The following is a 22,579-nucleotide window of genomic DNA, read 5'->3' on the forward strand; positions in this document are numbered from 1 at the left end:
GTGAGCGAGCAGCCCCCCACCCCCGCACCCAAGCCCGCCGGCGCCCCCGAGCCGGAGCCGATCCGCTGGTTCGGCACCAGCTGGGTGAACCGGGACAACGGCTACTGGCTGCGCCGCGTCGCCGTGTCGGCCGGCGCGCTGGTCACGACCGCCGCCGCCGTCCTGCTGCTGCGCTTCGGCGTCGAGGGCGTCGCCCTCTCCGACGGCGGCGGCTTCCTGAACGGGCTGCTGACGGCCGCGATCGCGGTCTGCTCGATGATGTGCGTCATGCGCACCTGGAAGGTCCTCACCGAGGGCAAGGACCAGTTGAGCGGCTGGATGGCCGAGGACAAGTCGCTCGGCGCGGTCTGGCTTATCGGCGGCGCCGGCAGCCTGGCCGCCTACTTCGCCCGCAGCCTGGTCGAGGCCCCCGGTGAGGCGGTCAGGCGCTCCTCGTACGAGCGGGCCGTCGCCCAGTACGAGAAGCGCCAGGCGGGCCGCAGCGGCCGGCCCGGCGCCAAGGCGCCGGGCCGGGGCAAGCGCCGGGGCTGAGCCTCAGAGGCGGCTGGCCGCGCCGCACTCGTCGGCGGTCGACAGGTCCTTGCGGCGGTCGTACGGGTCCGTGGTGGGGCCGGTCGGACGGCTGCCCGGGGCGTCCGGCGACTGCGCCGCGAACTGGTCGAACTGCGGGTGGTAGTAGCCGTCGTAGACGTCGCAGGACGAGTTGGCGGACTCCGAACCGCCGCCCTCGCCGAACACGAGCTTCTTCGGGTTGGTCCGGTAGCGGGCCGGGTCGTAGAAGCGGAAGTTCTCGACCCGGCGCACGATCGTGCGCGTGGTCCAGGTGTCCCCGGTCACGTCGGCCGCTGGCACCAGCAGACCCACCGGCTTGGCCGTGCCGTCCTTCGGCGCGGCCGGCTTCGTCGGCGGTTGTCCGCCCGTCGGCGGCTGGGGTGACGCGGCGCGCTTGGTGGCGTCCGGGCCGGGGCGCATCGCGTACACGTAGCTGAAGTCGGCGTGGACGAGGAGGCCCTTGTCCCCGTCGCCCTCGAAGGTGATCCGGCCCTGCACCTTGACCGCGTCGCCCACCTGGACGGCCTCGCGCTGGTCGAAGCGGCTGAACCAGGTGGTCGGGTCGGTGTCCTTGGAGGGTTTCGCCAGCGCGTTGATCGCGCGGTCCCGGTCCTCCCGGTCCAGCAGCGCCAGGGCGGCTTCCGGCCGGCCGCCCGCGATCACCTGCGGGTCCAGGTTGGCGGCGGTCAGGTAGTCCTTGACCAACTGCAGCTGGGCGCCCACCTGTTCGGCGGAGAACACGCCGGTGGCCCGGGCGTCGGGCAGGACGAAGGCCTCGGCGCCGTTCGGCCAGCCCTCGGCGATGGAACCGGCCCACGGGTGGTCCACGGTCGGCTGCTGCTCGTCGACCTTCGGCGGTGCGGCGGTCGGCTTGGCCGTCTCCGGGGCGACGGTGGGCGCGGGGGCGTGGGCCGTCGAGGAGTCGCCGCCGTAGTGGTCGGAGTACCAGCTGCGCAGCCCGTCGAGGTTCAGGGCCGCGAGCAGCACCGCGATGGTCAGCACGACGTACAGCGGCGCGCGCCAGTCCAGCCGGCGGCGGCGCGGGCGCGGGTTGCCCCACGGGTCGGTCACCGGGGGCTTCGGCGTGCGGCCGAACCGGCGGCCGGCCTTGGCCGGGCCGTCGTCGACCGAGCGGCGGCCGCCCGGGTCGACCGGCGGGGTGTGCTTCCACCGGGCGGCCAGCATCCGGGTGCGCCCGGACTGCTCGGTGACGGCGGCCCCCTTGACGAACTCCTCGTCCAGGACGAGGTCTGCGAACGGGTCCTTCCCGCCCGCTCCGGACGGGTCGGACCCGCCCGGCTCGCGGCCCTCGGCGGGGCGCGGTTGTGGATCTTCGGCTGTCGGCATCGCGCCAGTATGCCGACGGGGTGTGACGATTCGTCGATCGGGGGCACACCTTGTGGTGAACTCGTGTGCGGGCGCGGTGATCCGTCCCGGTCTGTTCCGTTCCGGCCGTTTCCGGCGCGCTCTGCGGGGGCGTCAGTCCTTGGTGCGGGCCTGCTTCACCGATCCCACGATCCCGGCGACGGCCAGCAGGATGCCGGCCGGCAGCAGCGCCAGGAAGAACGCGCCGAACAGGCCCGCGTCCCCGAGCAGCAGTTGCGCCAGCATGTCCAGCACCAGCAGCCCGCCGGCCGCCGGGAGGGCCGACTGCCACGGGTGGTCGTTCGCCCAGCGGCGCAGCCGCCGTTCGGAGGTGTCGCGGCGCAGCTGCCCGCCGACGGTGCCGACCAGGAAGAAGAAGAACAGGGCCCAGCCGGCCGGCCCGGCCAGCATGCCCAGGGACCAGTGCCCGGAGATCGCGTCGATCCCCAGGGCGGTCGCACCCACCACCGCACCGACCCCCGCGGCCGTCCGCCACGGTCCCACGGTCGCCGAGGCGACGGCGAGTTGCCGGTTCTCACGTCGGGACATTTCGTCGTGTGCCATGACTCCACGGTGCTCCCGTGCGGCGCCGGAGGCCATAGGGGAAACCCCCGAGATTCTCCCTAGGGACGAGGTGGGGCAACCCGTCGCCGACCACGGGCTGGACGGTCCCTGCGGGTGCCCCCGTGCGGTGCGAGGATGGCCGCAGTACCGAGGTAAGGAGCGGCCATGGGCGCCAGCGCAGCACACGGACAGAAGATCGCCTTCCTGGGCACGGGCAAGATCGGCGAGGCCCTGCTCTCCGGCCTGCTGCGGGCCGGCAAGGACCCGGCGGACGTCCTGGTGACCGCCCGCCGCCCCGAGCGCGCCGCCGAACTCGCCGCCCGCTACGGCGTGGTGGCCGCCTCCAACGCCGAGGCCGCCAAACTCGCCGACACCCTGATCCTCGCCGTCAAGCCGCAGGACATGGGCACCCTGCTGGAGGAGCTGGCCCCGCACGTCGGCGCGGACCGGCTGGTGATCTCGGCCGCGGCCGGCATCCCCACCGCCTGGTTCGAGGAGCGGCTGGCGGCCGGCACCCCGGTGGTCCGGGTGATGCCCAACACGCCGGTCCTGGTGGACGAGGGGATGAGCGTCATCTCCGGCGGCTCGCACGCCACCGAGGAGCACCTGGAGCGGGCCGAGGAGATCTTCAGCTCGGTCGGCAAGGCGCTGCGGCTGCCCGAGGCCCAGCAGGACGCGGCCACCGCGCTCTCCGGCTCCGGCCCGGCCTACTTCTACTTCCTGGTCGAGGCGATGACGGACGCGGGCATCCTGCTCGGCCTGCCCCGGCAGGTGGCGCACGACCTGATCGTGCAGTCCGCGATCGGCGCCTCGGTGATGCTGCGCGACTCCGGCGAGCACCCGGTGAAACTGCGCGAGGCCGTCACCTCCCCGGCCGGCACCACCATCGCGGCCATCCGCGAGCTGGAGAACCACGGGGTGCGGGCCGCGCTGCTGGGCGCCCTGGAGGCGGCGCGGGACCGCTCCCGGGAGCTCGCCTCCGGGGGGAAGTAGCCGGCTGGGTAGGCTCGACGGCATGGCCTACGACCTGGTGATCTTCGACAACGACGGTGTCCTGGTGGACAGCGAGCCGCTCTCCAACCGGGTGCTGGCCGCGTACCTGACCGAACTCGGCTACCCGACCACGGTCGAGGACTCCTACCGGGACTTCATGGGCTGCGCCGCCCACCGCATCCACGACGTGATCGCCGAGCGGTACGACGGCGCGACGCTGCCGGAGGGCTTCGACGAGCTGTTCCACGGCCGGGTCTTCGACGCGTTCGGCACCGAGCTGACGGCCGTCCGGGGTGCGGAGCAGCTGCTGAAGGAACTGCGGCAGCGCTCCGTCCCCTACTGCCTGGCCTCCTCGGCGCACCACGTGTGGATCCGCACCGCGCTGGACGTCACCGGCCTGCGCGGGTACGTCGCCGAGGAGCGGATCTTCAGCGCCCAGGACGTCGGCGTGGGCAAGCCCGCGCCGGACCTCTTCCTGCACGCCGCCCGCACCCTCGGCGTCGACCCGGCCCGCTGCCTGGTCGTCGAGGACAGCCCCAACGGCGTGCTGGCGGCCCGGGCCGCGGGCATGGACGTGTACGGCTACACCGCGCTCACCGACCCGGCGAAGCTGACCGCCGCCGGGGCCACCGGGCTGATCGCCGACCTCTCCGAGGTCACCGCCCTGCTCTGACCCGCCCTGCTCCGACCCGCCCTGCTCCGACCCGCCCTGCTCCGACCCGCCCTGCTCCGACCCGCCCTGCTCCGACCCGCCCTGCTCCGCCCGGTTCCGCCCGGCCCTTCCGTCCGGCTGCGGAAAGTCCCTGCGCGACCCCTCCCGCAATCGCGGTCCACCGCCTACGCTCTCGCCAACATCGTCGTACCGGCCAGTAGCGAGGTTCGCCATGAGTGCCGCGTCACCCGCGATCCCGCCCGGCCTGCGCGCCGGGCGGGCCGCGCTCGCCGTCAGCTTCCTGCTCCAGGGCACCACCTTCGCGCTGCTGGTCACCTGCATTCCGGAGATCCAGCACCGGTACGGGCTGAGCGACGCGCTGCTGCCGCTGTTCCTGGCCGCGGTGCCGATCCTCGCCGGGGTCGGCTCGATCACCTCCGAACAGCTGGTGAAGCGCACCGGCGCGCGGGCCGTGCTGCGGGTCGTCCAGCCGCTGGTCTGCCTCAGCCTCGCGGGCGCCGGCCTCGGCGACACGCTCTGGCAACTCGCCGTCGCGCTCGGGGCGTTCGGCCTGCTGGTGGGCGCGCTCGACGCGAGCATGAACATGCTGGGGGTGGGCCTGCAACACCGCTACGGCCGCTCGATCATGATCGGCTTCCACGCCGCGTTCAGCCTCGGCGGCATCCTCGGGGCGGCCCTCGCCGGCCTCGGCTCGCACTACGGGCTCGGCCTGCCGGTGCTGTTCGGCACGGTCGCGGCGGTGATCGCCCCGCTGGCCCTGCTGACCGGCACCCGATTCGCCGGACCGGCCGAACTCGGGGACGCCGTCCGGGAGGCCGCCGAGGCCGCCGCGCGGTCCATCCCCTGGCGGCCGCTGCTGCCGCTGTGCCTGGCGATGGCCTTCGCGTACATCGCGGACGCCTCGGTCTCCAACTACAGCGTCAAGTACCTCACCGACGGCCTGGGCAGCGCCGCGGACGTCGCCAAGCTGTCCTACCTCGGCTACATGGTCGCGATGCTGCTGGGCCGCGCGCTGGGCGACCGCGCGGTGCAGCGCTGGGGCGCCGTCCCGGTGGTCCGGGCCGGTGCCGGGCTGGCCGCGCTCGGCTTCGCGCTGGCCGCCGCCGCGCCCGCCGCCTGGGTGGGGATCGCCGGGTTCACCGTGCTCGGCTTCGGCATCTGCGCCATCATCCCGCAGGTGTTCGCGGCCGGGGGCCGGCTGTTCCCGGCCGACTCGGACGCCGCGGTGGCCCGGCTGAACCTCTTCAACTACGTGGGCTTCCTAGTCGGTTCGCCGCTGGTCGGGACGATCGCCGACGCGAGTTCGTACCGCTGGGCGCTGCTCGCCCCGATGCTGCTGGTGCTCGCCGTCCTGCCGCTGGCCGAGCGCTTCGCCCCGGCCCCGGCGCTCGCCCCCGCCACGGTGTGACGGGGGCGGGGGCGGGGGCGAGCGGGGGCGGGAAGGGAGGTCAGCCGATCACGGTGGCCAGCTCGGGCAGGCCGTTGGCCCACAGCTGGTCCTTGATGCCACCACCCGACTGGTAGTACTCGTAGTAGACGTACGGTGCCCAGTTCAGGGTGTACGGCCCGGTCCAGGTCGGGGCCGAGGTGATCTGGACGGTGACCGCGACGGTGCGGGTCTCGCCCGGGGCGATCGGCGCCCGGAAGTGGAAGTTCGCGTTGTTCCCGTTGACGGCGCAGTCGGTGGAGTCGCCGGAACACCCGGTGACCGTGAACGCGCCGGCCTCCTGGTTGGCCGGCCAGATCGGCTGGATGAACTCGTAGGCGAAGTAGATGTCGGTGGTCTCGGTGTTGGTGAGCGAGAGCGTCAGGGTCAGCTGGTCGCCCGCCGCCGCCGTCTTCTTGTCGACGGCGAACGAGCTGCCGCTGACCGCGGCGGAGGCCGGCTGGGCGGCAAAGAGCAGGCCAAGTCCCAGTAATGCAGCGAGAATTACCCCAAGGCGTTGCGCGCTGAATGGCTTCATGGCGGAGAGGATATGAAGTCGTGAAGGTTTTGTCTGTAGGGCCTCCGCGGGGGCCCTGAGCCCCGCCCCCGGCGCGCCCTGGACAAGGCCCGGCCACCCCCACCCGCTACGGTGGAGGCCATGCCCGACGCCGAGCGTGACACCCCCTGCGGCCTGCACCTCTTCTGGGACGAGGCCGTCACCGCCTACGACTTCGGCCCCGGCCACCCGATGGACCCGACCCGGCTGGCGCTCACCATGCGCCTGGTCGAGGCCCTCGGACTGGACGCCGGGCCCGGGGTGACGGTGCGGGCCGCACCGCCCGCCGGCGAGTCCACCCTGCGGCTGGTGCACACCCGGGAGTACGTCGAGGCGGTCAAATACGCCGCCGCCCACCCCGACGAGTCGGATCCCCGGCACGGGCTCGGCACCGACGACAACTGGTCCTTTCCCGCTGTGCATTCGGCCTCCGCGCTGATCGCCGGTCAGTCCGTGGCCGCCGCCGAGGCGGTCTGGCGCGGGGAGACCCCGCACGCCGTGAACTTCGCCGGCGGGCTGCACCACGCGATGCCCGCCAAGGCCTCCGGCTTCTGCGTCTACAACGACCCGGCGCTGGCCGTCGCCCGGCTGCTCGAACTCGGCGCCGAGCGGGTCGCCTACGTCGACGTGGACGTCCACCACGGCGACGGCGTCCAGCAGGCCTTCTGGAACGACCCCCGGGTGCTCACGATCTCGCTCCACGAGCACCCCGCCACGCTCTTCCCGCAGACCGGCTGGCCCACCGAGACCGGCGGCCCGGACGCCCCCGGCTCCGCCGCCAACCTGCCGCTGCCGGCCGGCACCGGCGACGCCGGCTGGCTGCGCGCCTTCCACGCCGTGGTGCCCGAACTGCTCACCGCCTTCCGCCCGCAGGTCCTGGTCACCCAGCACGGTGCCGACACCCACCTGGAGGACCCGCTCGCCCACCTCGCCGTCACGCTGGACGCCCAGCGGATGATCGCCGAGGAACTGCACGACCTCGCCCACCGGCTCACCGGCGGCCGCTGGATCGCCACCGGCGGGGGCGGCTACGCCGTCGTGGACGTCGTCCCGCGCACCTGGACCCACCTGGTCGCCACCGCCGCCGGACGGCCCGTCGACCCGGCCACCGAGACCCCCGAGTCCTGGCGCGCCGAGGTCTACCGCCGCACCCGCCGGCCCGCCCCGCTGCGGATGACCGACGGCGCCCGACCGGTCTGGCGCGACTTCGACGCGGGTTACGATCCGGCCGACCGACTCGATCAGGCCATCCTCGCCAGCCGCCGCGCGGTGTTCCCCCACCTCGGCCTCCTGGCCTGAGACCGGCCTCCCCGCCCAGGTGCGGGTGGGCCGTGCGTACGCCCACTCCCGCGTTCCGCCGAGTGACTACGTACTGCAACAGTCCTATCTCTCACCGTACGAGGACCGCACCTCCCCTCTTCCCACTGGTACCACCCATAACTACTCTGGGGATACACGTGTGCCGGTGGAGTCACCGGAGGGGAAGCCGGTGCCTTGCACACGGGTGAAGGGTCGGGTGATGGTCATGAGTTCCGGCGAACGCCCCTTGCAGGAAGTCGTCTTCCTGACCGTGGCGGAGGTTGCCTCGGTCATGCGGGTGTCGAAGATGACGGTGTACCGGTTGGTGCACAGCGGAGAGCTGCCGGCCATCAGGGTCGGGCGGTCCTTCCGGGTGCCCCAGCAGGCGGTGCACGAGTACCTCAAGGAGTCCTACGTGAGGCTTGAGAGCGCGTAGTTCCGGGTGGGCGGGGGTGGGGCCGCAGCTGCGGATCCCACCCCCGTTCGCCGGGGATTCCCCGCGAGTTTCCCGGTCACCGGGAGCACGATTACGGCCCTGGGCCCGTGGACGGTAGGCTAGGCCGTCCGTCAGTCGTATGGACTCCGTCTCTCACGGGCGAGAGTCTCAGTGAGCGAGGGTTGTTCCGTGGGCTCTGTCATCAAGAAGCGTCGCAAGCGTATGGCCAAGAAGAAGCACCGCAAGCTTCTGAAGAGGACCCGCGTTCAGCGTCGCAACAAGAAGTAAGCGCCCCCGGCCGCGCTCAGCGCGCCCGGCGCTTCCACCGCCCGCCCAGGCCTCGGCCTGGGCGGGCGGTGTCGTTTCACGGCCCGGCAGGGCGGCACGGTACGGTGCACGCAGGCCGCTCGGGCCGAGGGAATGGGGTGCACACCGTGGGCGTGGTCGTGCTCGTCACCGGCGTGGCACGCCATCTCGGTGCCCGCTTCGCCGCCGAGGTCCGCCGTCGTCCGGGTGTGGACCTGGTGGTCGGCGTGGACGTGCAGCCGCCCCGGCTGCCGGTCGAGGAGCCGGAGGGACCGGCCGCCGAGTACCGCTTCCACCAGCTCGACCTGCGCCGCCCGGCGGTCTCCCGGGTGATCGCCGAGCACCGGGTCGACACCGTGGTCCACCTCAGCGTCAGCGCCACCGGCCTGGGCTCCACCAACCGCTCCGCGGTGAAGGAGTCCAACGTCATCGGCACCATGCAACTGCTCGGCGCCTGCCAGAAGGCGCCCGGGGTGCGCCGGTTGGTGGTGAAGTCGACCACCGGCGTCTACGGCTCCGCGCCCCGCGACCCGGCGGTGTTCACCGAGCGGATCCAGCCGAAGAACCCGCCCGGCGGCGGCTTCGCCAAGGACGCGGCGGAGGTCGAGGGCTACGTCCGCGGCTTCGCCCGGCGCCGCCCGGACGTCGCGGTGACGGTCCTGCGCTTCGCCAACATCGTCGGCCCCGGCGCGGACACCCCGCTCAGCGAGTACTTCGCGCTGCCCGTGCTGCCGACCGTCCTCGGCTACGACCCCCGGCTCCAGTTCGTGCACGAGGACGACGCCGTCGCGGTGCTCTGCCGGGCCGCCGCCGAGGCCGAGCCGGGCACCGTCAACACCGGGACCTTCAACGTGGCCGGGGAGGGCGTCCTGCTGCTCTCCCAGTGCGCCCGCCGGCTCGGCCGGCCGACCGTGCCGCTGCTGCTGCCCGCGGTCAGCTGGATGGCCGGGCTGGCCCGGCAGACCCGGCTGCTGGACGTCTCGCCGGAGCAGCTGCGGCTGCTCACCCACGGCCGGGTGGTGGACACCGCGCGACTGCGCGAGACGCTCGGCTACCGCCCGGCGTTCACCACCCCGGAGGCCTTCGCCGACTTCGCCGCCGCGCAGGGGCCCGGCCTGCTGCCGCCCGAGCGGCTGGCCGCCGTCACCGACCGGCTGGCCGCCCTGCTCGGCCCGGTGCGGGCCCCGGCCGCCGGCGTCCCCACCGTCCGTACCGACCGCCCCCGCCGACCCAGGAGCTGAACCCGCGATGAGTGCCGCAGCCGAGAACGCGCCGGGCGAGGCCAGGGTCATCCCGATCGAGTCCGCCCCCAGCTGGACCTCGCCCGACGACCCCGGGCCCGCCGACCGGCTCGCCGACGCCGTCGGCGGGGCGTTGTCCGGGCAGCTCGGTTCGGCGGCCACCAGACTGTTCGGCAAGGGCTGGGAGGGCCGGGCCGCGGACGGGCTGGCCTTCCTGCGCCGCCGGATCACCGGCGACTACGAGGTGGACGAGTTCGGCTTCGACCGGGAGCTCACCGAGGAGGTGCTGCTCGCCCTGCTGCGCCCGCTGGCCGAGAAGTACTTCCGGATCGAGGTCCAGGGAGTCGAGAACATCCCGGCCGAGGGCGGCGCGCTGATCGTCGCCAACCACTCCGGGACGATCCCGCTGGACGCCCTGATGACCCAGGTCGCCATCCACGACCACCACCCGCACCACCGGCACCTGCGGATGCTCGCCGCCGACCTGGTGTTCGTGCTGCCGGGCGTCAACGAGCTGGCCCGCAAGGCCGGCCACACGCTGGCCTGCAACGAGGACGCCCAGGCGCTGCTGGAGCGCGGCGAGGTGGTCGGGGTCTGGCCGGAGGGCTTCAAGGGCATCGGCAAGCCGTTCGCCGAGCGGTACAAGCTCCAGCGCTTCGGGCGCGGCGGCTTCGTCTCCTCGGCGCTGCGCGCGAAGGTGCCGATCGTGCCGTGCTCGATCGTCGGCGCCGAGGAGACCTACCCGATGATCGGCAACGTGAAGACGCTGGCCCGGCTGCTGGGCCTGCCGTACGTGCCGATCACGCCGACCTTCCCGTGGCTGGGGCCGCTGGGCGTGCTGCCGCTGCCGACCAAGTGGACCATCCGGTTCGGGGAGCCGATCGCCACCGACGGGTACCCGGCGGAGGCGGCGGACGACCCGATGCTGGTCTTCGACCTGGCCGACGAGGTGCGCGAGACGATCCAGCACACGCTCTACAAGCTGCTGGTGCAGCGGCGGTCGGTGTTCTTCTAGGTTTCCCGCGACCTTCGGGGGCCTCCCGTGGCCTCCGAGGCACGGCCGAGGGCCCCGGCGATCCCTGGAACTCCAGGGATCGCCGGGGCCCCGCGTCGTCCGGTCAGCCGCCGAGGAGCCGCAGCCCGGGCAGCAGGCCCGGGATCAGCGGGGGCACCTCGACGCCCTGCGGCTGGCCGGCGGCCGGGGCGCTGGGCGTGCCGGAGGGCGGCTGCGGTGCCTGCGGCGGGGCCGGGGCGGCGCTCGGCGAGGTCCTGCCGCCGGTGAGCCCGCTGGTGAGGTCCCCGACGAGCCCGTTGACGGCGTCCGGCGCGCTGCTGGGCAGGGTGCTCGGCAGGCCGCCGCCCTTGGCGCCGGTGCCGCCGGGTGTGCTGGCGCCGGTGCTGGCGGGGGCCCGCTCGGTGCCGCCGGGGCGGTTGTTGCCGCCGCTGGTCGCGCCGGTGGCACCGCCCTGGGCCGGGCCGTCGCCGGGCGCGGGGCCGGAGCCGTTCGCCGGGGTGTCGGCGGGGGCGCCGCCGGTGGCCGGGCCGGCCGTGTCGCCGCCCGCTCCGGTGCCGGCCGGGCCACCGCTCTTGGCGGCGGGCTGGGTCAGGCGCAGGGGCGCGACGTCCTCGCTTATGTCGTCGAAGAGCTGGTCGACCAGGTGGGCCTGCTGGGTCAGCTGGACGGGCAGCTGGCCCGCCAGTTCGGTCCAGCGGCCGTCCTCGCCCTGGGCGAAGCCGGCCAGGGCGCGCATCGGGCCGAGCGAGCCGTTGCTGCGGTAGACCGAGCGGAGCAGCTCGCGGCCCTTGATGGCGTCGGCGTGCATGTCGTCCAGCGCGCGGCGGACCCGTTCGACGGTGCCCGGGCTGAGCCCGGTGGCCGGGCCGGGGTGGCCGACCAGGGTCTTGGCCTCGCCGAGCCTGGTGGCGGCGTTGTCGAGCAGCAGTTCGCCGCGCTCGGAGTCGGTGTCCGCCAGGTCGAGCCTGAGCCCTTCGAGGCCGCGCTTCATGCCGTACAGCGTGTCCCCGGGGAGGGCGTTGGAGCTGGCGGCGGCGGCGCCGGCGAGGCTGCCGACGGCCAGTCCGGCGACCAGCCCGCCGATCGCGAACCGGCGGCTCCAGCGGCCGCGCGGCGCCGTCCGGATGGCCCGGTGCCGGCGTTGGCGGGGCACCGTGGCGCCCGGTCCGCCGGCGAAGGCCTGCTCGAACGCGGCCATCAGCTGGGCGCGTTGGACGGTCCGTACCTCCGGGTCCAGCGCCGGTCCGGGCATCGCGCCCAGTGCGTCGGTCAGGCCGACCAGTTGGGCCATCGCGACCGGACCGGCGCCGGTGGCAGCGGTGTTCGCCGATTCGGCGTCCGCTGCGCCGCGCTGCTCCGCCCGGTGGGCCTCCAGCGCCTCGGCGAAGGCCTTCGCCCGTCGGTGCTCCAGCACGTTTGCCGTCACGGGCCACACCTCCCTTCGTCGTTGTCGACACCCCGGCCTGCCGGACGGTTGCCTCGGCGGGCCAAAGCCACTCCATCGGGTGACAGGTCGCAATTCGGCTTGACCGTACGCCTGGTGGGGACTTGCATGCTGGCCAACGAGTGGTGCGGGCGGTGGGTTACGCACGGCTGATCATCGGATCGACCGTTCACCCGGACGTGTCGGTCGGGTGCGGACGGTGACGGCCCGTCGGGCCGCCCGCCGGCTATGCCGCCCCCGGTCACCGCGGCCTCACCGGGCGTCCGGCGGCAGCAGTCGGGCCAGGGTGCGGACGGCGCGGTACTGGAGGGTCTTGATGGCACCCTCGTTCTTGCCCATGATCCGCGCGGTCTCGGCCACCGAGAGCCCCTGGAGGAAGCGGAGCGTCACGCACTCCTGCTGCTGCGGGTTGAGCCGGTGCACCGCGTCCAGCAGGGCGGCGTTGGAGAGCGACTCCAGCACCGACTCCTCCGGGCTGCGCTCGCACTCGTTGGAGTCGAGCATCTCGCCGGTGGTCACCTCCAGCCGGAAGCGGCTGGACTTGAAGTGGTCGGCGACCAGGTTGCGGGCGATGGTCACTAGCCAGGCGCCGAAGTCCCGGCCCTGCCAGGTGAAGGTGCCGATCCGGCGCAGCGCGCGCAGGAACGTCTCGCTGGTGAGGTCCTCGGCGGTGGCCCGGCTGCCGACCCGGTAGTAGATGTAGCGGTAGACGGTGTCCGAGTAGTGGTCGTAGAGCCGGCCGAAGGCCTCGCTCTCGCCGGCCTGGGCCCGCTCGACCAGCTCCATGATCGGGTTGTGCTCGGTCTCGTAGCCGGGGCTCGGCGCGGTCCGGGCGCGGCCGCGGCCGACGCCGGTGCTGCCGGTGCGGCCGCGCGAGCCGGTGCCGGTGGAGCCGGCGGCGGTGGTGCGCAGCGCCAGGCCGGAGCCGTGCGGGTGTCCGAACGGGGCTCCGGCGGGCACGAGTTGGGGCGAGGCGGCGAGCTGGCTGCGGAGCAGGTTGCGCAGCAGGTCCAGGCCGGTGGAGATCTGCCGGTCGGCGACGGGGCGGCCGCGGAGGCCGGTGCGGGGGCGCAGAGGCGCGGACGACGGGCGGGAGGGTGCAGGCGCGTCGTTCCGGACGGGTGGGTACACGGGACTCCCAGAGGCAGAACTGTGGACGGATCACCTCCGCCTGCGCGGAGAGCACTCCCGCGCCGCCCGTTCGAGCGGGGCGCGTGGGTGACGTGCATCCAGGAGAGAATAACGCTTTGTGCAATGACAGCTACACCGTGTGGTCGAAGTGGTCGTTTGGGATCCATTTATCGCGCATATTCGGCTGACACTGACCGGACCTGTCATCGTTCATCCGGCTCAACGTGACCGTTCGGGCGCCCAGGGTGACCAATTCGGCGGTCAGGCCGGTGGTTTCCCAGTCTTGAGGCCCGGCAACCCCCGACTTTCCCGGTCTGGCGAACGATCAGAACCAGTCACCGGGTGACAGGTTCGTTCATTGGGCCGGAAAGCCGTACCGGAAACGGGAGTTCGCCCGTACGAGGGGCCAGGTCAGAGGCCTGGTTGACGGCCGGTCGCCCGCGTGGGGAGGCCGTGGGGAGGCCGCGGGCAGGCTTGTCGGCTGGGGGCGCGACCGGGGGTGGCGGAAGCCCGTCAGGCGCAGCGGCGGCGGCGGTTCAGGGCCACCCCGGCGGCCGCCGCACCCGCGAGCACCCCGAGCGCGGCCGCGGCCGGCAGTCCCACCCGGGCCGCCTTCCGGCCGGTCCGGAAGTCCCGCACCCGCCAGCCCTGGGCCCGGGCGTGGCGGCGCAGCGCGCCGTCCGGGTTCACCACGTACGGGTGGCCGACCAGCGAGAGCATCGGGATGTCGTTGGCCGAGTCGCTGTACGCGGCGCAGCGGTCGAGGTCCAGCCGCTCGTGCCGGGCCAGCGCGTGCACCGCGGCCGCCTTGGCCGGGCCGTGCAGCAGCTCGCCGACCAGCCGGCCGGTGTACCGGCCGCCGTCGGCCTCGGCGACGGTGCCCAGGGCGCCGGTCATGCCGAGCCGGCGGGCGATCACCCGGGCCACCTCCAGCGGGGCGGCGGTGACCAGCCAGACCCGCTGGCCGGCGTCCAGGTGCATCTGGACCAGGGCGCGGGTGCCGGGCCAGATCTTGTCGGCCACGACCTGCTCGAAGACCTCCTCGCAGATCGCCTCCAGGTCGGCGGTGCTCTTCCCGGCGACCAGGCCGAGCGCGGTGTGCTGGGCGTCCGAGATGTGCTCCGGGTCCTCGGCGCCGTTCAGCCGGAACCAGGCCTGCTGCCAGGCGAACCGGGCGATGTCGCGGCGGGTGAGGAAGCCGCGCCGGTAGAGGCCGACCCCGAGGTAGAAGATCGCGGCCCCGCGCAGGATGGTGTTGTCGCAGTCGAAGAACGCGGCGGCGCGCGGGTCGCCCGGCTCGGGGGTGTGGTTCTCGGCCGGGGCCTTGGGCGCCTTGCCGGGCCTGCCCGCGGCGGGCGCGGCGCTCCCGGCGCTCTCGGCGCTCTCGGTGCTCCCGGCGGCGACCTCGGCCGGAGCGGTGCTCCCGGCGGGCGCGGTGCTCTCCGCGGGGGCGGTGGCCGACTCCGGCTCGGCCTGCAGCGCAGCTGCCGCCGCCTCGGCGGCAGCCTCGCCCGCCAGGGCGCTCCGCTCGGTGGTGGAACGCTTCGCCTGGGTGAGCCTTCGGAGCACGGCCATGTCATCGAGCATAGCCAGCCGGGCGCGCGGCGGCCGTGACGGCGGCGTGCCCGCGCGGTGAACACCGGGCGGTCCCGGGCCCCGGCGGGGCGGCCGCCGGGCGGGCGGACAATGGCCGGGTGAGCCCACTGCTGCGACGTGACAAGAGCCCGAAGCCCGCGCCGGCCGACCGCACCGTGACCCTGGTCGGCAAGCCCGGCTGCCACCTGTGCGACGACGCCCGGGAGGTGATCGTCCGGGTGACGGGCGAGCTGGGCGCGACCTTCGAGGAGAAGGACATCACCCAGGACGAGGAGTTGTACCGGCGCTACTGGGAGCAGATCCCGGTGACCCTGATCGACGGCCGCCAGCACGACTTCTGGCGGGTCGACGAGCGCCGCCTGCGCGCCGCCCTCGGCGGCTGACCGCTCCCGCGTACCGCCGCTGCCGCCCCGCCACTCGGCGGGGGCGGTTCGCCGAATCGTTGTCAAAGACACCCCGGTCCGGCTTGGGCCGGGGCCGGTTGGTCGGCTTACGATCGAACGCGTTTGCGCCCGAGGGGGGCTGAGCACGCGAGGAGTGCCGCCATGCTTCCCGGCCCGACCCCTGGGACGCCCGAAGCCCCGCCGGGCGCCAGGGGCTTCGCCGTGGTGGACGTGGAGGCGACCGGCCGCAGCCCGTGGCGGCACCGGGTGGTCGAGATCGCGGTGGTCCTGCTGGACGAGCGGCTGCGCCCGGAGGGGGAGTTCGCCACCCTGCTCGACCCGCTGGGCCCGGTCGGTCCGACCCACGTGCACCGGATACACCAGGCGGACGTCGAGGGCGCCCCGCGTTTCCGGGAGATCGCCCCGCGGCTGCTGGAGCTGCTGGCCGGCCGGGTGCTGGTGGGTCACCACGTCAGCTGCGACCACAAATTCCTGGATCGCGAGTTCGCCCGGATCGGGGTCGCGCTGCCGCCCGTGCCGCTGCTGTGCACGATGCGGCTGGCCCGCGCCCACCTGCCGCAGGCCCGCGGCCACGGCCTGGCGGCCTGCGTGGAGGCGGCGGGCCTGGGCTGGTACCCGGCGCACACCGCGCTGGGCGACGCCCGGGTGACCGCCGAGCTGCTGCGGCACTGCGTCGGCGTCCCGTCCTGCCCGCCGGACGACTGGGCGGGCCCGCTGCGCGAGGCGGCCCGGGTGCCCTGGCCGCGGCTGGGCCGGGCCCGCTCCCGCCCGTCCGGCACGCCCGTCCCGCTGGTACACCGGGAGGCGCCGTACGGCCCGTGGCTGCCCACCGCGCCCGCCCCGGCCGTCCTCCTGACGGAGCGCGGTGCTATGGGCTCGACGGCGTGATGCGCATCACTGTGTGGGGACAAAACGGACACCATCTTTGTGCACACGTTCACAAACGCATAGCCTGGCTGCCAAAGCCCAGCTTCACCCACAGGAGCACCGTGGCAATCGGCCGATCACCACAGAGCAGTTCGCAGACGCCCGACCAGGGCGCCGCGCGCCGACCCTCGCGTGCCCGGGGCATCCCGGAGGCGACCGTCGCCCGCCTCCCCCTCTACCTGCGCGCGCTCACCGCGCTCTCCGAGCGTTCGGTGCCGACGGTCTCCTCCGAGGAGCTGGCCGCCGCCGCCGGCGTGAACTCGGCGAAGCTGCGCAAGGACTTCTCCTACCTGGGCTCCTACGGCACCCGCGGCGTCGGCTACGACGTCGAGTACCTCGTCTACCAGATCTCCCGCGAGCTGGGCCTGACCCAGGACTGGCCGGTCGTCATCGTCGGCATCGGGAACCTCGGCCACGCCCTCGCCAACTACGGCGGCTTCGCCTCCCGCGGTTTCCGGGTGGCCGCCCTGCTGGACGCCGACCCGAACGTGGTCGGCGGCAGCGCGGCCGGCCTGCCGGTGCGGCACATGGACGAGCTGGAGTCGATCGTCGAGAGCCAGCACGTCTCGATCGGTGTGATCACCACCCCGCCCGGCGCCGCCCAGCAGGTCTGCGACCGGCTGGTGGAGGCCGGCGTCACCAGCATCCTCAACTTCGCCCCGACCGTGCTGACCGTCCCGGACGGCGTGGACGTGCGCAAGGTCGACCTCTCCATCGAGCTGCAGATCCTGGCCTTCCACGAGCAGCGCAAGGCCGGCGAGGAGCCGGACCGCACCGAGTCGGTGCTGGACCGCGCCCCGGGCCCGGTCCGGGCGGCGGCGGCCAAGCTGCGCCGCGCGGCGGGCGGCAGCGGCAAGGGCCGCGGCACCGCCGAGACCGCGGCCAAGGACCAGGCCGAGCAGGGCCAGTCCGGCAAGGGCGGGGAGGGCGATCTCCCCGCGGTGATGCCCGCATGAGCGAGCGAGTCAGCCGCAGGACGCAGGTCGTGCGAAGCGCCCGCCGAGCGGTGCGGGGCGGCATGAGTACGGACAACCGTGGGACCTGGGGGCGGGCGTGAGTCTTCTCGTCGTTGGACTGAGCCATCGCACGGCGCCGGTCGGCGTGCTGGAGCGCGCCGCGCTGACCGGTGAGGTGCCGACCCGGCTGCTGCACGACGCGGCCGCCACCGCGACCGTCGCCGAGGCCGCGCTGCTCAACACCTGCAACCGGATCGAGCTGTACGCGGACGTGGACAAGTTCCACGCCGGCGTCGCCGAGCTGTCGCTGCTGCTCGCCCATCACAGCGGGGTGGACCTGGAGGAGCTGACCTCCCACCTCTACGTCCACTACGAGGACCGCGCCGTCCACCACCTGTTCTCGGTGGCCTGCGGCCTGGACTCGATGGTGGTCGGCGAGGGCCAGATCCTCGGCCAGCTGCGCGACGCGCTGGCCACCGCGCAGGAGGAGCACACCGCCGGGCGCGGCCTGAACGAGCTGTTCCAGCAGGCGCTGCGGGTCGGCAAGCGGGCGCACAGCGAGACCGGCATCGACAAGGCCGGACAGTCGCTGGTGACCTTCGGCCTGGAGCAGGTTGCGGCGGGCGCTGGCGAGATCGCCGGCAAGCGGGCGCTGGTGGTCGGCGCGGGCTCGATGAGCTCGCTGGCCGCCGCCACCCTGGTCCGCTCCGGCGTCACCGACGTGCTGATCGCCAACCGGACGCCGGCCCGCGCCGAGCGCCTGGTCGAGATCCTCGGCTCCGGCGTGGCCCGCACCCTGGACCTGGCCAAGGTGCCGGAGGCGCTGGCCGACGTCGACCTGGTGATCTCCTGCACCGGCGCGGCCGGCGTGGTGGTCAAGGCCGGGGACGTGGCCGCCGCGGTCGCCGCCCGCACCGCCGACCAGCCGCTCGCCCTGCTCGACCTCGCCATGCCGCGCGACGTCGACCACGCCGTGCACGAGCTGCCCGGCGCCCTGCTGGTGGACCTGGAGAGCCTCTCCCACGCGCACGCCGCCACCCCCGGCGCCGGTGACGTGGACCAGGTCGGCCGGATCGTCGCCGACGAGGTGGCCGCCTTCGGCGCCGCCCAGCGGGCCGCCCGGATCGCGCCGACCGTGGTCGCGCTGCGGGCGATGGCCTCCGGCGTGGTCTCCGCCGAGCTGGGCCGGCTGGACTCCCGGCTGCCCGACCTGGACGAGCGCTCCCGCGCGGAGATCACCCAGACCGTCCGCCGCGTCGTCGACAAGCTGCTGCACGCCCCGACCGTCCGGGTGAAGCAGTTGGCCGCCGAGCCCGGCGGCGCCTCCTACGCGGACGCGCTGCGCGAGTTGTTCGACCTCGACCCGGCGGCCGTGCACGCCGTGTCGGGCACACCCGTCGGCGGCCCCCAGCCCTCGGGCGGGGGCGCCAGATGAACCGTCAGCCATCCCACGAGTACCACCGGGACGATCACCTCATGAATGGTCAACCGATCACGGAGCAGACTCCGGCCGCCACCGCGACCCTGCGGCTCGGCACCCGGCGCAGCGCGCTCGCCATGGCCCAGTCGGGCATGGTGGCCCGCGAGGTCACCCGGGTCACCGGGCGCCCCGTCGAGCTGGTCGAGATCACCACCTACGGCGACACCTCCCGGGAGGCGCTGGCGCAGATCGGCGGCACCGGCGTGTTCGTCTCCGCCCTGCGGGACGCGCTGCTGGAGGGCCGGATCGACTTCGCCGTGCACTCGCTCAAGGACCTGCCCACCGCCGCCCCGGAGGGCCTGGCGCTGGCCGCCGTCCCCGAGCGCGAGGACGCCCGGGACGCCCTGGTCGCCGCCGAGGGCCTGACCCTGGACGAGCTGGTGGAGAAGCTGGCCGGCGCCGGCCGCCCGGCCCGGATCGGCACCGGCTCGCCGCGCCGGATGGCCCAGCTGAACGCCTGGGCCACCGCCCGCGGCGCCGCGCTGGAGACCGTCGCGATCCGCGGCAACGTGGACACCCGGATCGGCTACGTGACCAGCGGCGAGCTGGACGCGGTGGTGCTGGCTACGGCCGGCCTCAACCGGCTCGGCCGCAGCGCCGAGATCTCCCAGCACCTCGACCCGGAGCTGATGGTTCCGGCCCCCGGCCAGGGCGCGCTCGCGATCGAGTGCACCAGCGCCGACACCGACCTGACCGCCGCGCTCGCCGCCCTGGACCACGCCCCCACGAGGGTCGCCGTGGTCGCCGAGCGGGCCCTGCTGGCCACCCTGGAGGCCGGCTGCTCGGCTCCGGTGGCCGCGCTGGCCACCTGGGTCCGACCGAACGAACTGCGGCTGGAGGGCGTGGTCGGCGACCCCGACGGCGCCGCCCTGCTGAAGATGTCCGCCAACGGTCCGATCGTCCTCGACGAGACCGCCGAGCAGCACGCGACGGCCCTCGGCCGCGCGCTGGCCGCCCGGCTGCTCGACGCGGGCGCGGCCACCCTGATGGGGGAGCGAGCCCGATGAGCCCCACCGCCGCCACCGAAACCCCGTTCCCGGGCGGCCAGTCCGCCACCGGACGGTGCACCTTCCTGGGCGCGGGCCCCGGGGACCCGGGGCTGCTGACCCTGCGCGCGGTCGAGGTGCTGTCCTCGGCCGACATCCTGGTCGCCGACCCGCTGACCGCGGTGGCCGTGCGCACCCACTGCCCGGCCGGTGTGCAGGTGCACACCCCGGCCGCCGAGGGCGCGGACTTCGACCTGGCCCGGCTGGTCGCCGAGGCCGTGCGGGCCGGCAAGCACGTGGTCCGCACCGTCGACGGCGACCCGGGCCTGGACGGCTGCGCCGCCGAGGAGATGCTCAGCTGCGCCGGCGACGGCATCCCCTTCGAGGTGATCCCGGGCGTCGCCCAGTCGGTCGGCGTCCCGGCGTACGCGGGCGTCCCGCTGCGCGGTGCGGCCGGCACCGACGTGCGCTTCGTGGACGGCACCGCGCTGCTGGCCGGCAGCCCGGTGGACCTGGGCGCGCCGGAGACCACCCTGGTGGTCCGGACCACCCTGGGCCAGCTGCCGGCCACCGCGGGCGCCCTGGTCGCCAACGGCCGCAAGCCGGAGTCGGCGCTGAGCGCCACGCTCTCCGGCACCACCACCCGCCAGCGGACCTTCACCTCCACCCTGTCCGGCATCGCCGCCGACCTGAAGGCCGCCCGGGTGCTGCCCTCGCCGGTCTCCGCCCCGGTGGACCCGGCGACCTCGGTGATAGCCGTGGTGGGCGAGCAGGTCGCCCACCGGTCCTCGCACTCGTGGTTCGAGACCAAGCCGCTGTTCGGCTGGAACGTGCTCGTGCCGCGCACCAAGGAGCAGGCCACCGGCCTGTCCGAGCAGCTGCGCTCGTACGGCGCGGTGCCGCAGGAGGTGCCGACCATCGCGGTCGAGCCGCCGCGCACCCCGCAGCAGATGGAGCGGGCCATCAAGGGCCTGGTCACCGGCCGCTACGAGTGGATCGCCTTCACCTCGGTGAACGCGGTCCGGGCGGTCCGGGAGAAGTTCGAGGAGTACGGCCTGGACGCCCGCGCGTTCGCCGGGATCAAGGTCGCGGCGGTCGGCGAGACCACCGCGCAGGCCCTGGTGGACTTCGGCGTGAAGCCGGACCTGGTGCCCTCCGGCGAGCAGTCCGCGGCCGGCCTGCTGGAGGACTGGCCGCCGTACGACCCGGTGTTCGATCCGATCGACCGGGTCCTGCTGCCGCGTGCCGACATCGCCACCGAGACCCTGGTGGCCGGCCTGGTCGAGCTGGGCTGGGAGGTCGACGACGTGACGGCGTACCGGACGGTGCGCGCCTCGCCGCCGCCGGCCGAGACCCGCGAGGCGATCAAGGGCGGCGGCTTCGACGCGGTGCTCTTCACCTCGTCCTCGACCGTGCGGAACCTGGTCGGCATCGCGGGCAAGCCGCACAACGTCACGGTCATCGCCTGCATCGGCCCGGCCACCGCCAAGACCGCCGAGGAGCACGGCCTGCGGGTCGACGTGATGGCCCCGGCGCCGTCGGCGGCCGCGCTGGCCCAGGCGCTGGCAGACTTCGGGGCCAGGCGCCGCGACACCGCCACGGCCGCCGGCGAGCCGGTCTACCGGCCCAGCGAGCGCCGTCCGGGTTCGCGCCGCAAGGCCCGCTGACACCCTCGGGACCGGGGGCGGCGATCCGTCGCCCCCGGCACTGCACAACCGTTCGGAGAGAGAAGCCGTGTCCGCTGAATTCCCGTACGTACGCCCGCGCCGGCTGCGCCAGAGCCCGGCGATGCGCCGCCTGGTCGCCGAGACCCGGCTGCACCCGGCGGAGCTGATCCTGCCGCTGTTCGTCCGCGAGGGCGTCAGCGAGCCCGTCCCGGTCACCTCCATGCCGGGCGTGGTCCAGCACACCCGGGACACCCTGCGCAAGGCCGCGGTGGAGGCGGCCGAGGCGGGCCTGGGCGGCCTGATGCTGTTCGGCGTGCCGGCCGTGCAGGACGCCACCGGCAGCGAGGGCACCAACCCGGACGGCATCCTCCAGCAGGCGATCCGCGACGTGGTCGCCGAGGTCGGCGACGCCCTGGTGGTCATGTCCGACCTCTGCCTGGACGAGTACACCGACCACGGCCACTGCGGCGTGCTGGCCGCCGACGGCAGCGTGGACAACGACGCCACCCTGGAGCGCTACGCCGAGATGGCCCGGGTGCAGGCGGACGCGGGCGTCCACCTGGTCGGCCCGTCCGGCATGATGGACGGCCAGATCGGCGTGATCCGGCGGGCGTTGGACGAGGCCGGGCACCAGGACGTGGGCATCCTCGCCTACACCGCCAAGTACGCCTCGGCGTTCTTCGGGCCGTTCCGCGAGGCGGTCGGCTCCTCGCTCAAGGGCGACCGCAAGAGCTACCAGCAGGACCCGGCCAACGCCCGTGAGGCGCTGCGCGAGCTGGAGCAGGACCTCGCCGAGGGCGCCGACCTGGTGATGGTCAAGCCGGCCATGGCCTACCTGGACATCCTGCGCCAGGTCGCCGACGCCTCCCCGGTGCCGGTCGCCGCGTACCAGGTGTCCGGCGAGTACGCGATGGTCGAGGCGGCCGCGGCGAACGGCTGGATCGACCGGGAGCGGATGATCATGGAGACGCTCACCTCGATCCGCCGCGCCGGCGCCGAGCAGATCCTCACCTACTGGGCGGTCGAGGCCGCCGCGATGCTCAAGTAGTCGGCGGTCACTCGCCCGCTCGCCTCAGGCTCGCTCGGGGCGGTGCGGGCAACGAGAAGGCCGGGCCGTTCCCCGTGGGGGCGGCCCGGCCTTCCGGGTTCTACTTCCAGCCGTTGATGTGCGCGAAGCCCTCGCCGCCGCCGATCACGTCGGTGGAGGTGGCGGCGCCGCCGCCGAAGCCGCCGGCGATGACGTCGCTGGTGTGGCCGACGCCGAAGCCGGCACCGGCCACGAACGGCTGGTCGCCCGAGGCGACGAACTCGCCGCCGCCCGCGAAGCCGACGTGCGCGAACGCCGGGGTGGCGGCACCCGCGAGCGCCAGCGCGGCGGTGGCGGTCAGTGCGGCCTTGGCCAGCTTGCTCTTCATGGAAATGCCCTCTCTTTCGGAGCGCCCCGGCGGGCGCTGCCTCTGACACGTGATCACATCCGGCCGTTCGGGTCGGCACCCCACGCGCCGGTCCGAACGTCCGCTCACCCGGCCGGTCCGCGCCTGTTCGGCGGCGGCCGGCCGGAC

At 74.3% G+C, this 22,579-nt stretch carries 23 protein-coding genes; 16 read left to right on the plus strand and 7 right to left on the minus strand.

Annotated features, from left to right (window positions below; genetic code table 11):
* Entirely contained in the window at window positions 1-531 is a 531-nt protein-coding gene (locus AB0O82_RS32860) for a hypothetical protein (RefSeq protein WP_363587757.1), read from the plus strand.
* Window positions 532-534: 3 nt separating this feature from the next.
* Here AB0O82_RS32860 and AB0O82_RS32865 read toward each other — a convergent pair whose 3' ends face one another.
* Together AB0O82_RS32865 and AB0O82_RS32870 are read right to left on the minus strand one after the other, a co-directional pair.
* Window positions 535-1,899: a hypothetical protein gene (locus AB0O82_RS32865; protein ID WP_363587759.1), complete on the minus strand. Its 1,365-nt coding sequence runs from the start codon at window positions 1,897-1,899 to the stop codon at window positions 535-537.
* Between the two features lie 132 nt (window positions 1,900-2,031).
* Window positions 2,032-2,481 (minus strand): hypothetical protein, encoded by a 450-nt coding sequence (locus tag AB0O82_RS32870; RefSeq protein ID WP_159398487.1) that lies wholly within the window; start codon window positions 2,479-2,481, stop codon window positions 2,032-2,034.
* A 165-nt stretch (window positions 2,482-2,646) separates the two neighbouring features.
* On the opposite strand from AB0O82_RS32870, the gene proC reads away from it, so the two are divergent.
* From proC to AB0O82_RS32885, 3 genes are all read left to right on the plus strand, one after another.
* A complete protein-coding gene (proC, locus tag AB0O82_RS32875; RefSeq protein WP_063348845.1) occupies window positions 2,647-3,474 on the plus strand; it encodes a pyrroline-5-carboxylate reductase in 828 nt (275 codons plus the stop codon).
* Window positions 3,475-3,496: 22 nt separating this feature from the next.
* Window positions 3,497-4,147 (plus strand): HAD family hydrolase, encoded by a 651-nt coding sequence (locus AB0O82_RS32880; RefSeq protein WP_363587761.1) that lies wholly within the window; start codon window positions 3,497-3,499, stop codon window positions 4,145-4,147.
* Window positions 4,148-4,358: 211 nt separating this feature from the next.
* A complete protein-coding gene (locus AB0O82_RS32885; RefSeq protein ID WP_363587763.1) occupies window positions 4,359-5,555 on the plus strand; it encodes an MFS transporter in 1,197 nt (398 codons plus the stop codon).
* Between the two features lie 40 nt (window positions 5,556-5,595).
* Here AB0O82_RS32885 and AB0O82_RS32890 read toward each other — a convergent pair whose 3' ends face one another.
* Window positions 5,596-6,111 (minus strand): hypothetical protein, encoded by a 516-nt coding sequence (locus AB0O82_RS32890; protein ID WP_363587765.1) that lies wholly within the window; start codon window positions 6,109-6,111, stop codon window positions 5,596-5,598.
* A gap of 120 nt (window positions 6,112-6,231) precedes the next feature.
* On the opposite strand from AB0O82_RS32890, the gene AB0O82_RS32895 reads away from it, so the two are divergent.
* From AB0O82_RS32895 to AB0O82_RS32915, 5 genes are all read left to right on the plus strand, one after another.
* Complete coding sequence (locus tag AB0O82_RS32895) at window positions 6,232-7,428, plus strand: acetoin utilization protein AcuC (RefSeq protein WP_363587767.1); 1,197 nt, start codon at window positions 6,232-6,234, stop codon at window positions 7,426-7,428.
* Window positions 7,429-7,654: 226 nt separating this feature from the next.
* Window positions 7,655-7,864, plus strand: a complete 210-nt coding sequence (locus AB0O82_RS32900) for a helix-turn-helix domain-containing protein (protein WP_063351305.1) — start codon at window positions 7,655-7,657, stop codon at window positions 7,862-7,864.
* Window positions 7,865-8,053: 189 nt separating this feature from the next.
* A complete protein-coding gene (locus tag AB0O82_RS32905) occupies window positions 8,054-8,152 on the plus strand; it encodes an AURKAIP1/COX24 domain-containing protein (RefSeq protein WP_003948845.1) in 99 nt (32 codons plus the stop codon).
* 146 nt (window positions 8,153-8,298) lie between these two features.
* Window positions 8,299-9,411 carry an NAD-dependent epimerase/dehydratase family protein gene (locus AB0O82_RS32910; protein WP_363587801.1) on the plus strand — a complete coding sequence of 371 codons (1,113 nt, stop codon included), beginning with the start codon at window positions 8,299-8,301 and terminating at the stop codon, window positions 9,409-9,411.
* Window positions 9,412-9,418: 7 nt separating this feature from the next.
* Complete coding sequence (locus AB0O82_RS32915; RefSeq protein WP_363587769.1) at window positions 9,419-10,426, plus strand: lysophospholipid acyltransferase family protein; 1,008 nt, start codon at window positions 9,419-9,421, stop codon at window positions 10,424-10,426.
* Between the two features lie 103 nt (window positions 10,427-10,529).
* Here the strand turns inward: AB0O82_RS32915 and AB0O82_RS32920 are convergent, their stop codons facing one another.
* The 3 genes from AB0O82_RS32920 to AB0O82_RS32930 all read right to left on the minus strand — a co-directional run bounded on the left by AB0O82_RS32920 (window position 10,530) and on the right by AB0O82_RS32930 (window position 14,576).
* Window positions 10,530-11,852, minus strand: coding sequence for a DUF5667 domain-containing protein (locus AB0O82_RS32920; protein WP_363587771.1), 1,323 nt, complete (start codon window positions 11,850-11,852; stop codon window positions 10,530-10,532).
* Window positions 11,853-12,122: 270 nt separating this feature from the next.
* Window positions 12,123-12,944 carry an ECF subfamily RNA polymerase sigma factor, BldN family gene (locus AB0O82_RS32925; RefSeq protein ID WP_363587803.1) on the minus strand — a complete coding sequence of 274 codons (822 nt, stop codon included), beginning with the start codon at window positions 12,942-12,944 and terminating at the stop codon, window positions 12,123-12,125.
* Window positions 12,945-13,514: 570 nt separating this feature from the next.
* Entirely contained in the window at window positions 13,515-14,576 is a 1,062-nt protein-coding gene (locus AB0O82_RS32930; RefSeq protein WP_363587773.1) for an HAD-IB family hydrolase, read from the minus strand.
* A 119-nt stretch (window positions 14,577-14,695) separates the two neighbouring features.
* On the opposite strand from AB0O82_RS32930, the gene AB0O82_RS32935 reads away from it, so the two are divergent.
* The 7 genes from AB0O82_RS32935 to hemB all read left to right on the plus strand — a co-directional run bounded on the left by AB0O82_RS32935 (window position 14,696) and on the right by hemB (window position 22,065).
* Window positions 14,696-14,980 (plus strand): glutaredoxin family protein, encoded by a 285-nt coding sequence (locus AB0O82_RS32935; protein WP_350878435.1) that lies wholly within the window; start codon window positions 14,696-14,698, stop codon window positions 14,978-14,980.
* Between the two features lie 162 nt (window positions 14,981-15,142).
* On the plus strand, window positions 15,143-15,889 hold the full coding sequence (locus AB0O82_RS32940) for a 3'-5' exonuclease (RefSeq protein WP_363587775.1): 747 nt from the start codon (window positions 15,143-15,145) through the stop codon (window positions 15,887-15,889).
* A gap of 107 nt (window positions 15,890-15,996) precedes the next feature.
* On the plus strand, window positions 15,997-16,884 hold the full coding sequence (locus AB0O82_RS32945; protein ID WP_363587805.1) for a redox-sensing transcriptional repressor Rex: 888 nt from the start codon (window positions 15,997-15,999) through the stop codon (window positions 16,882-16,884).
* Window positions 16,885-16,981: 97 nt separating this feature from the next.
* Complete coding sequence (locus AB0O82_RS32950) at window positions 16,982-18,319, plus strand: glutamyl-tRNA reductase (protein WP_063348855.1); 1,338 nt, start codon at window positions 16,982-16,984, stop codon at window positions 18,317-18,319.
* A 41-nt stretch (window positions 18,320-18,360) separates the two neighbouring features.
* A complete protein-coding gene (gene hemC, locus AB0O82_RS32955; protein WP_363587777.1) occupies window positions 18,361-19,371 on the plus strand; it encodes a hydroxymethylbilane synthase in 1,011 nt (336 codons plus the stop codon).
* Window positions 19,368-21,017, plus strand: a complete 1,650-nt coding sequence (locus AB0O82_RS32960) for a bifunctional uroporphyrinogen-III C-methyltransferase/uroporphyrinogen-III synthase (protein WP_363587779.1) — start codon at window positions 19,368-19,370, stop codon at window positions 21,015-21,017. Before hemC ends, AB0O82_RS32960 begins: the two co-directional genes overlap by 4 nt.
* 67 nt (window positions 21,018-21,084) lie before the next feature.
* Complete coding sequence (hemB, locus tag AB0O82_RS32965; RefSeq protein WP_363587781.1) at window positions 21,085-22,065, plus strand: porphobilinogen synthase; 981 nt, start codon at window positions 21,085-21,087, stop codon at window positions 22,063-22,065.
* Between the two features lie 100 nt (window positions 22,066-22,165).
* Here the strand turns inward: hemB and AB0O82_RS32970 are convergent, their stop codons facing one another.
* Window positions 22,166-22,432 (minus strand): hypothetical protein, encoded by a 267-nt coding sequence (locus AB0O82_RS32970; protein ID WP_063348859.1) that lies wholly within the window; start codon window positions 22,430-22,432, stop codon window positions 22,166-22,168.
* Window positions 22,433-22,579: the final 147 nt, after the last annotated feature.

Source organism: Kitasatospora sp. NPDC088264, assembly GCF_040685715.1.
In the GTDB taxonomy this organism is placed as follows: domain Bacteria; phylum Actinomycetota; class Actinomycetes; order Streptomycetales; family Streptomycetaceae; genus Kitasatospora.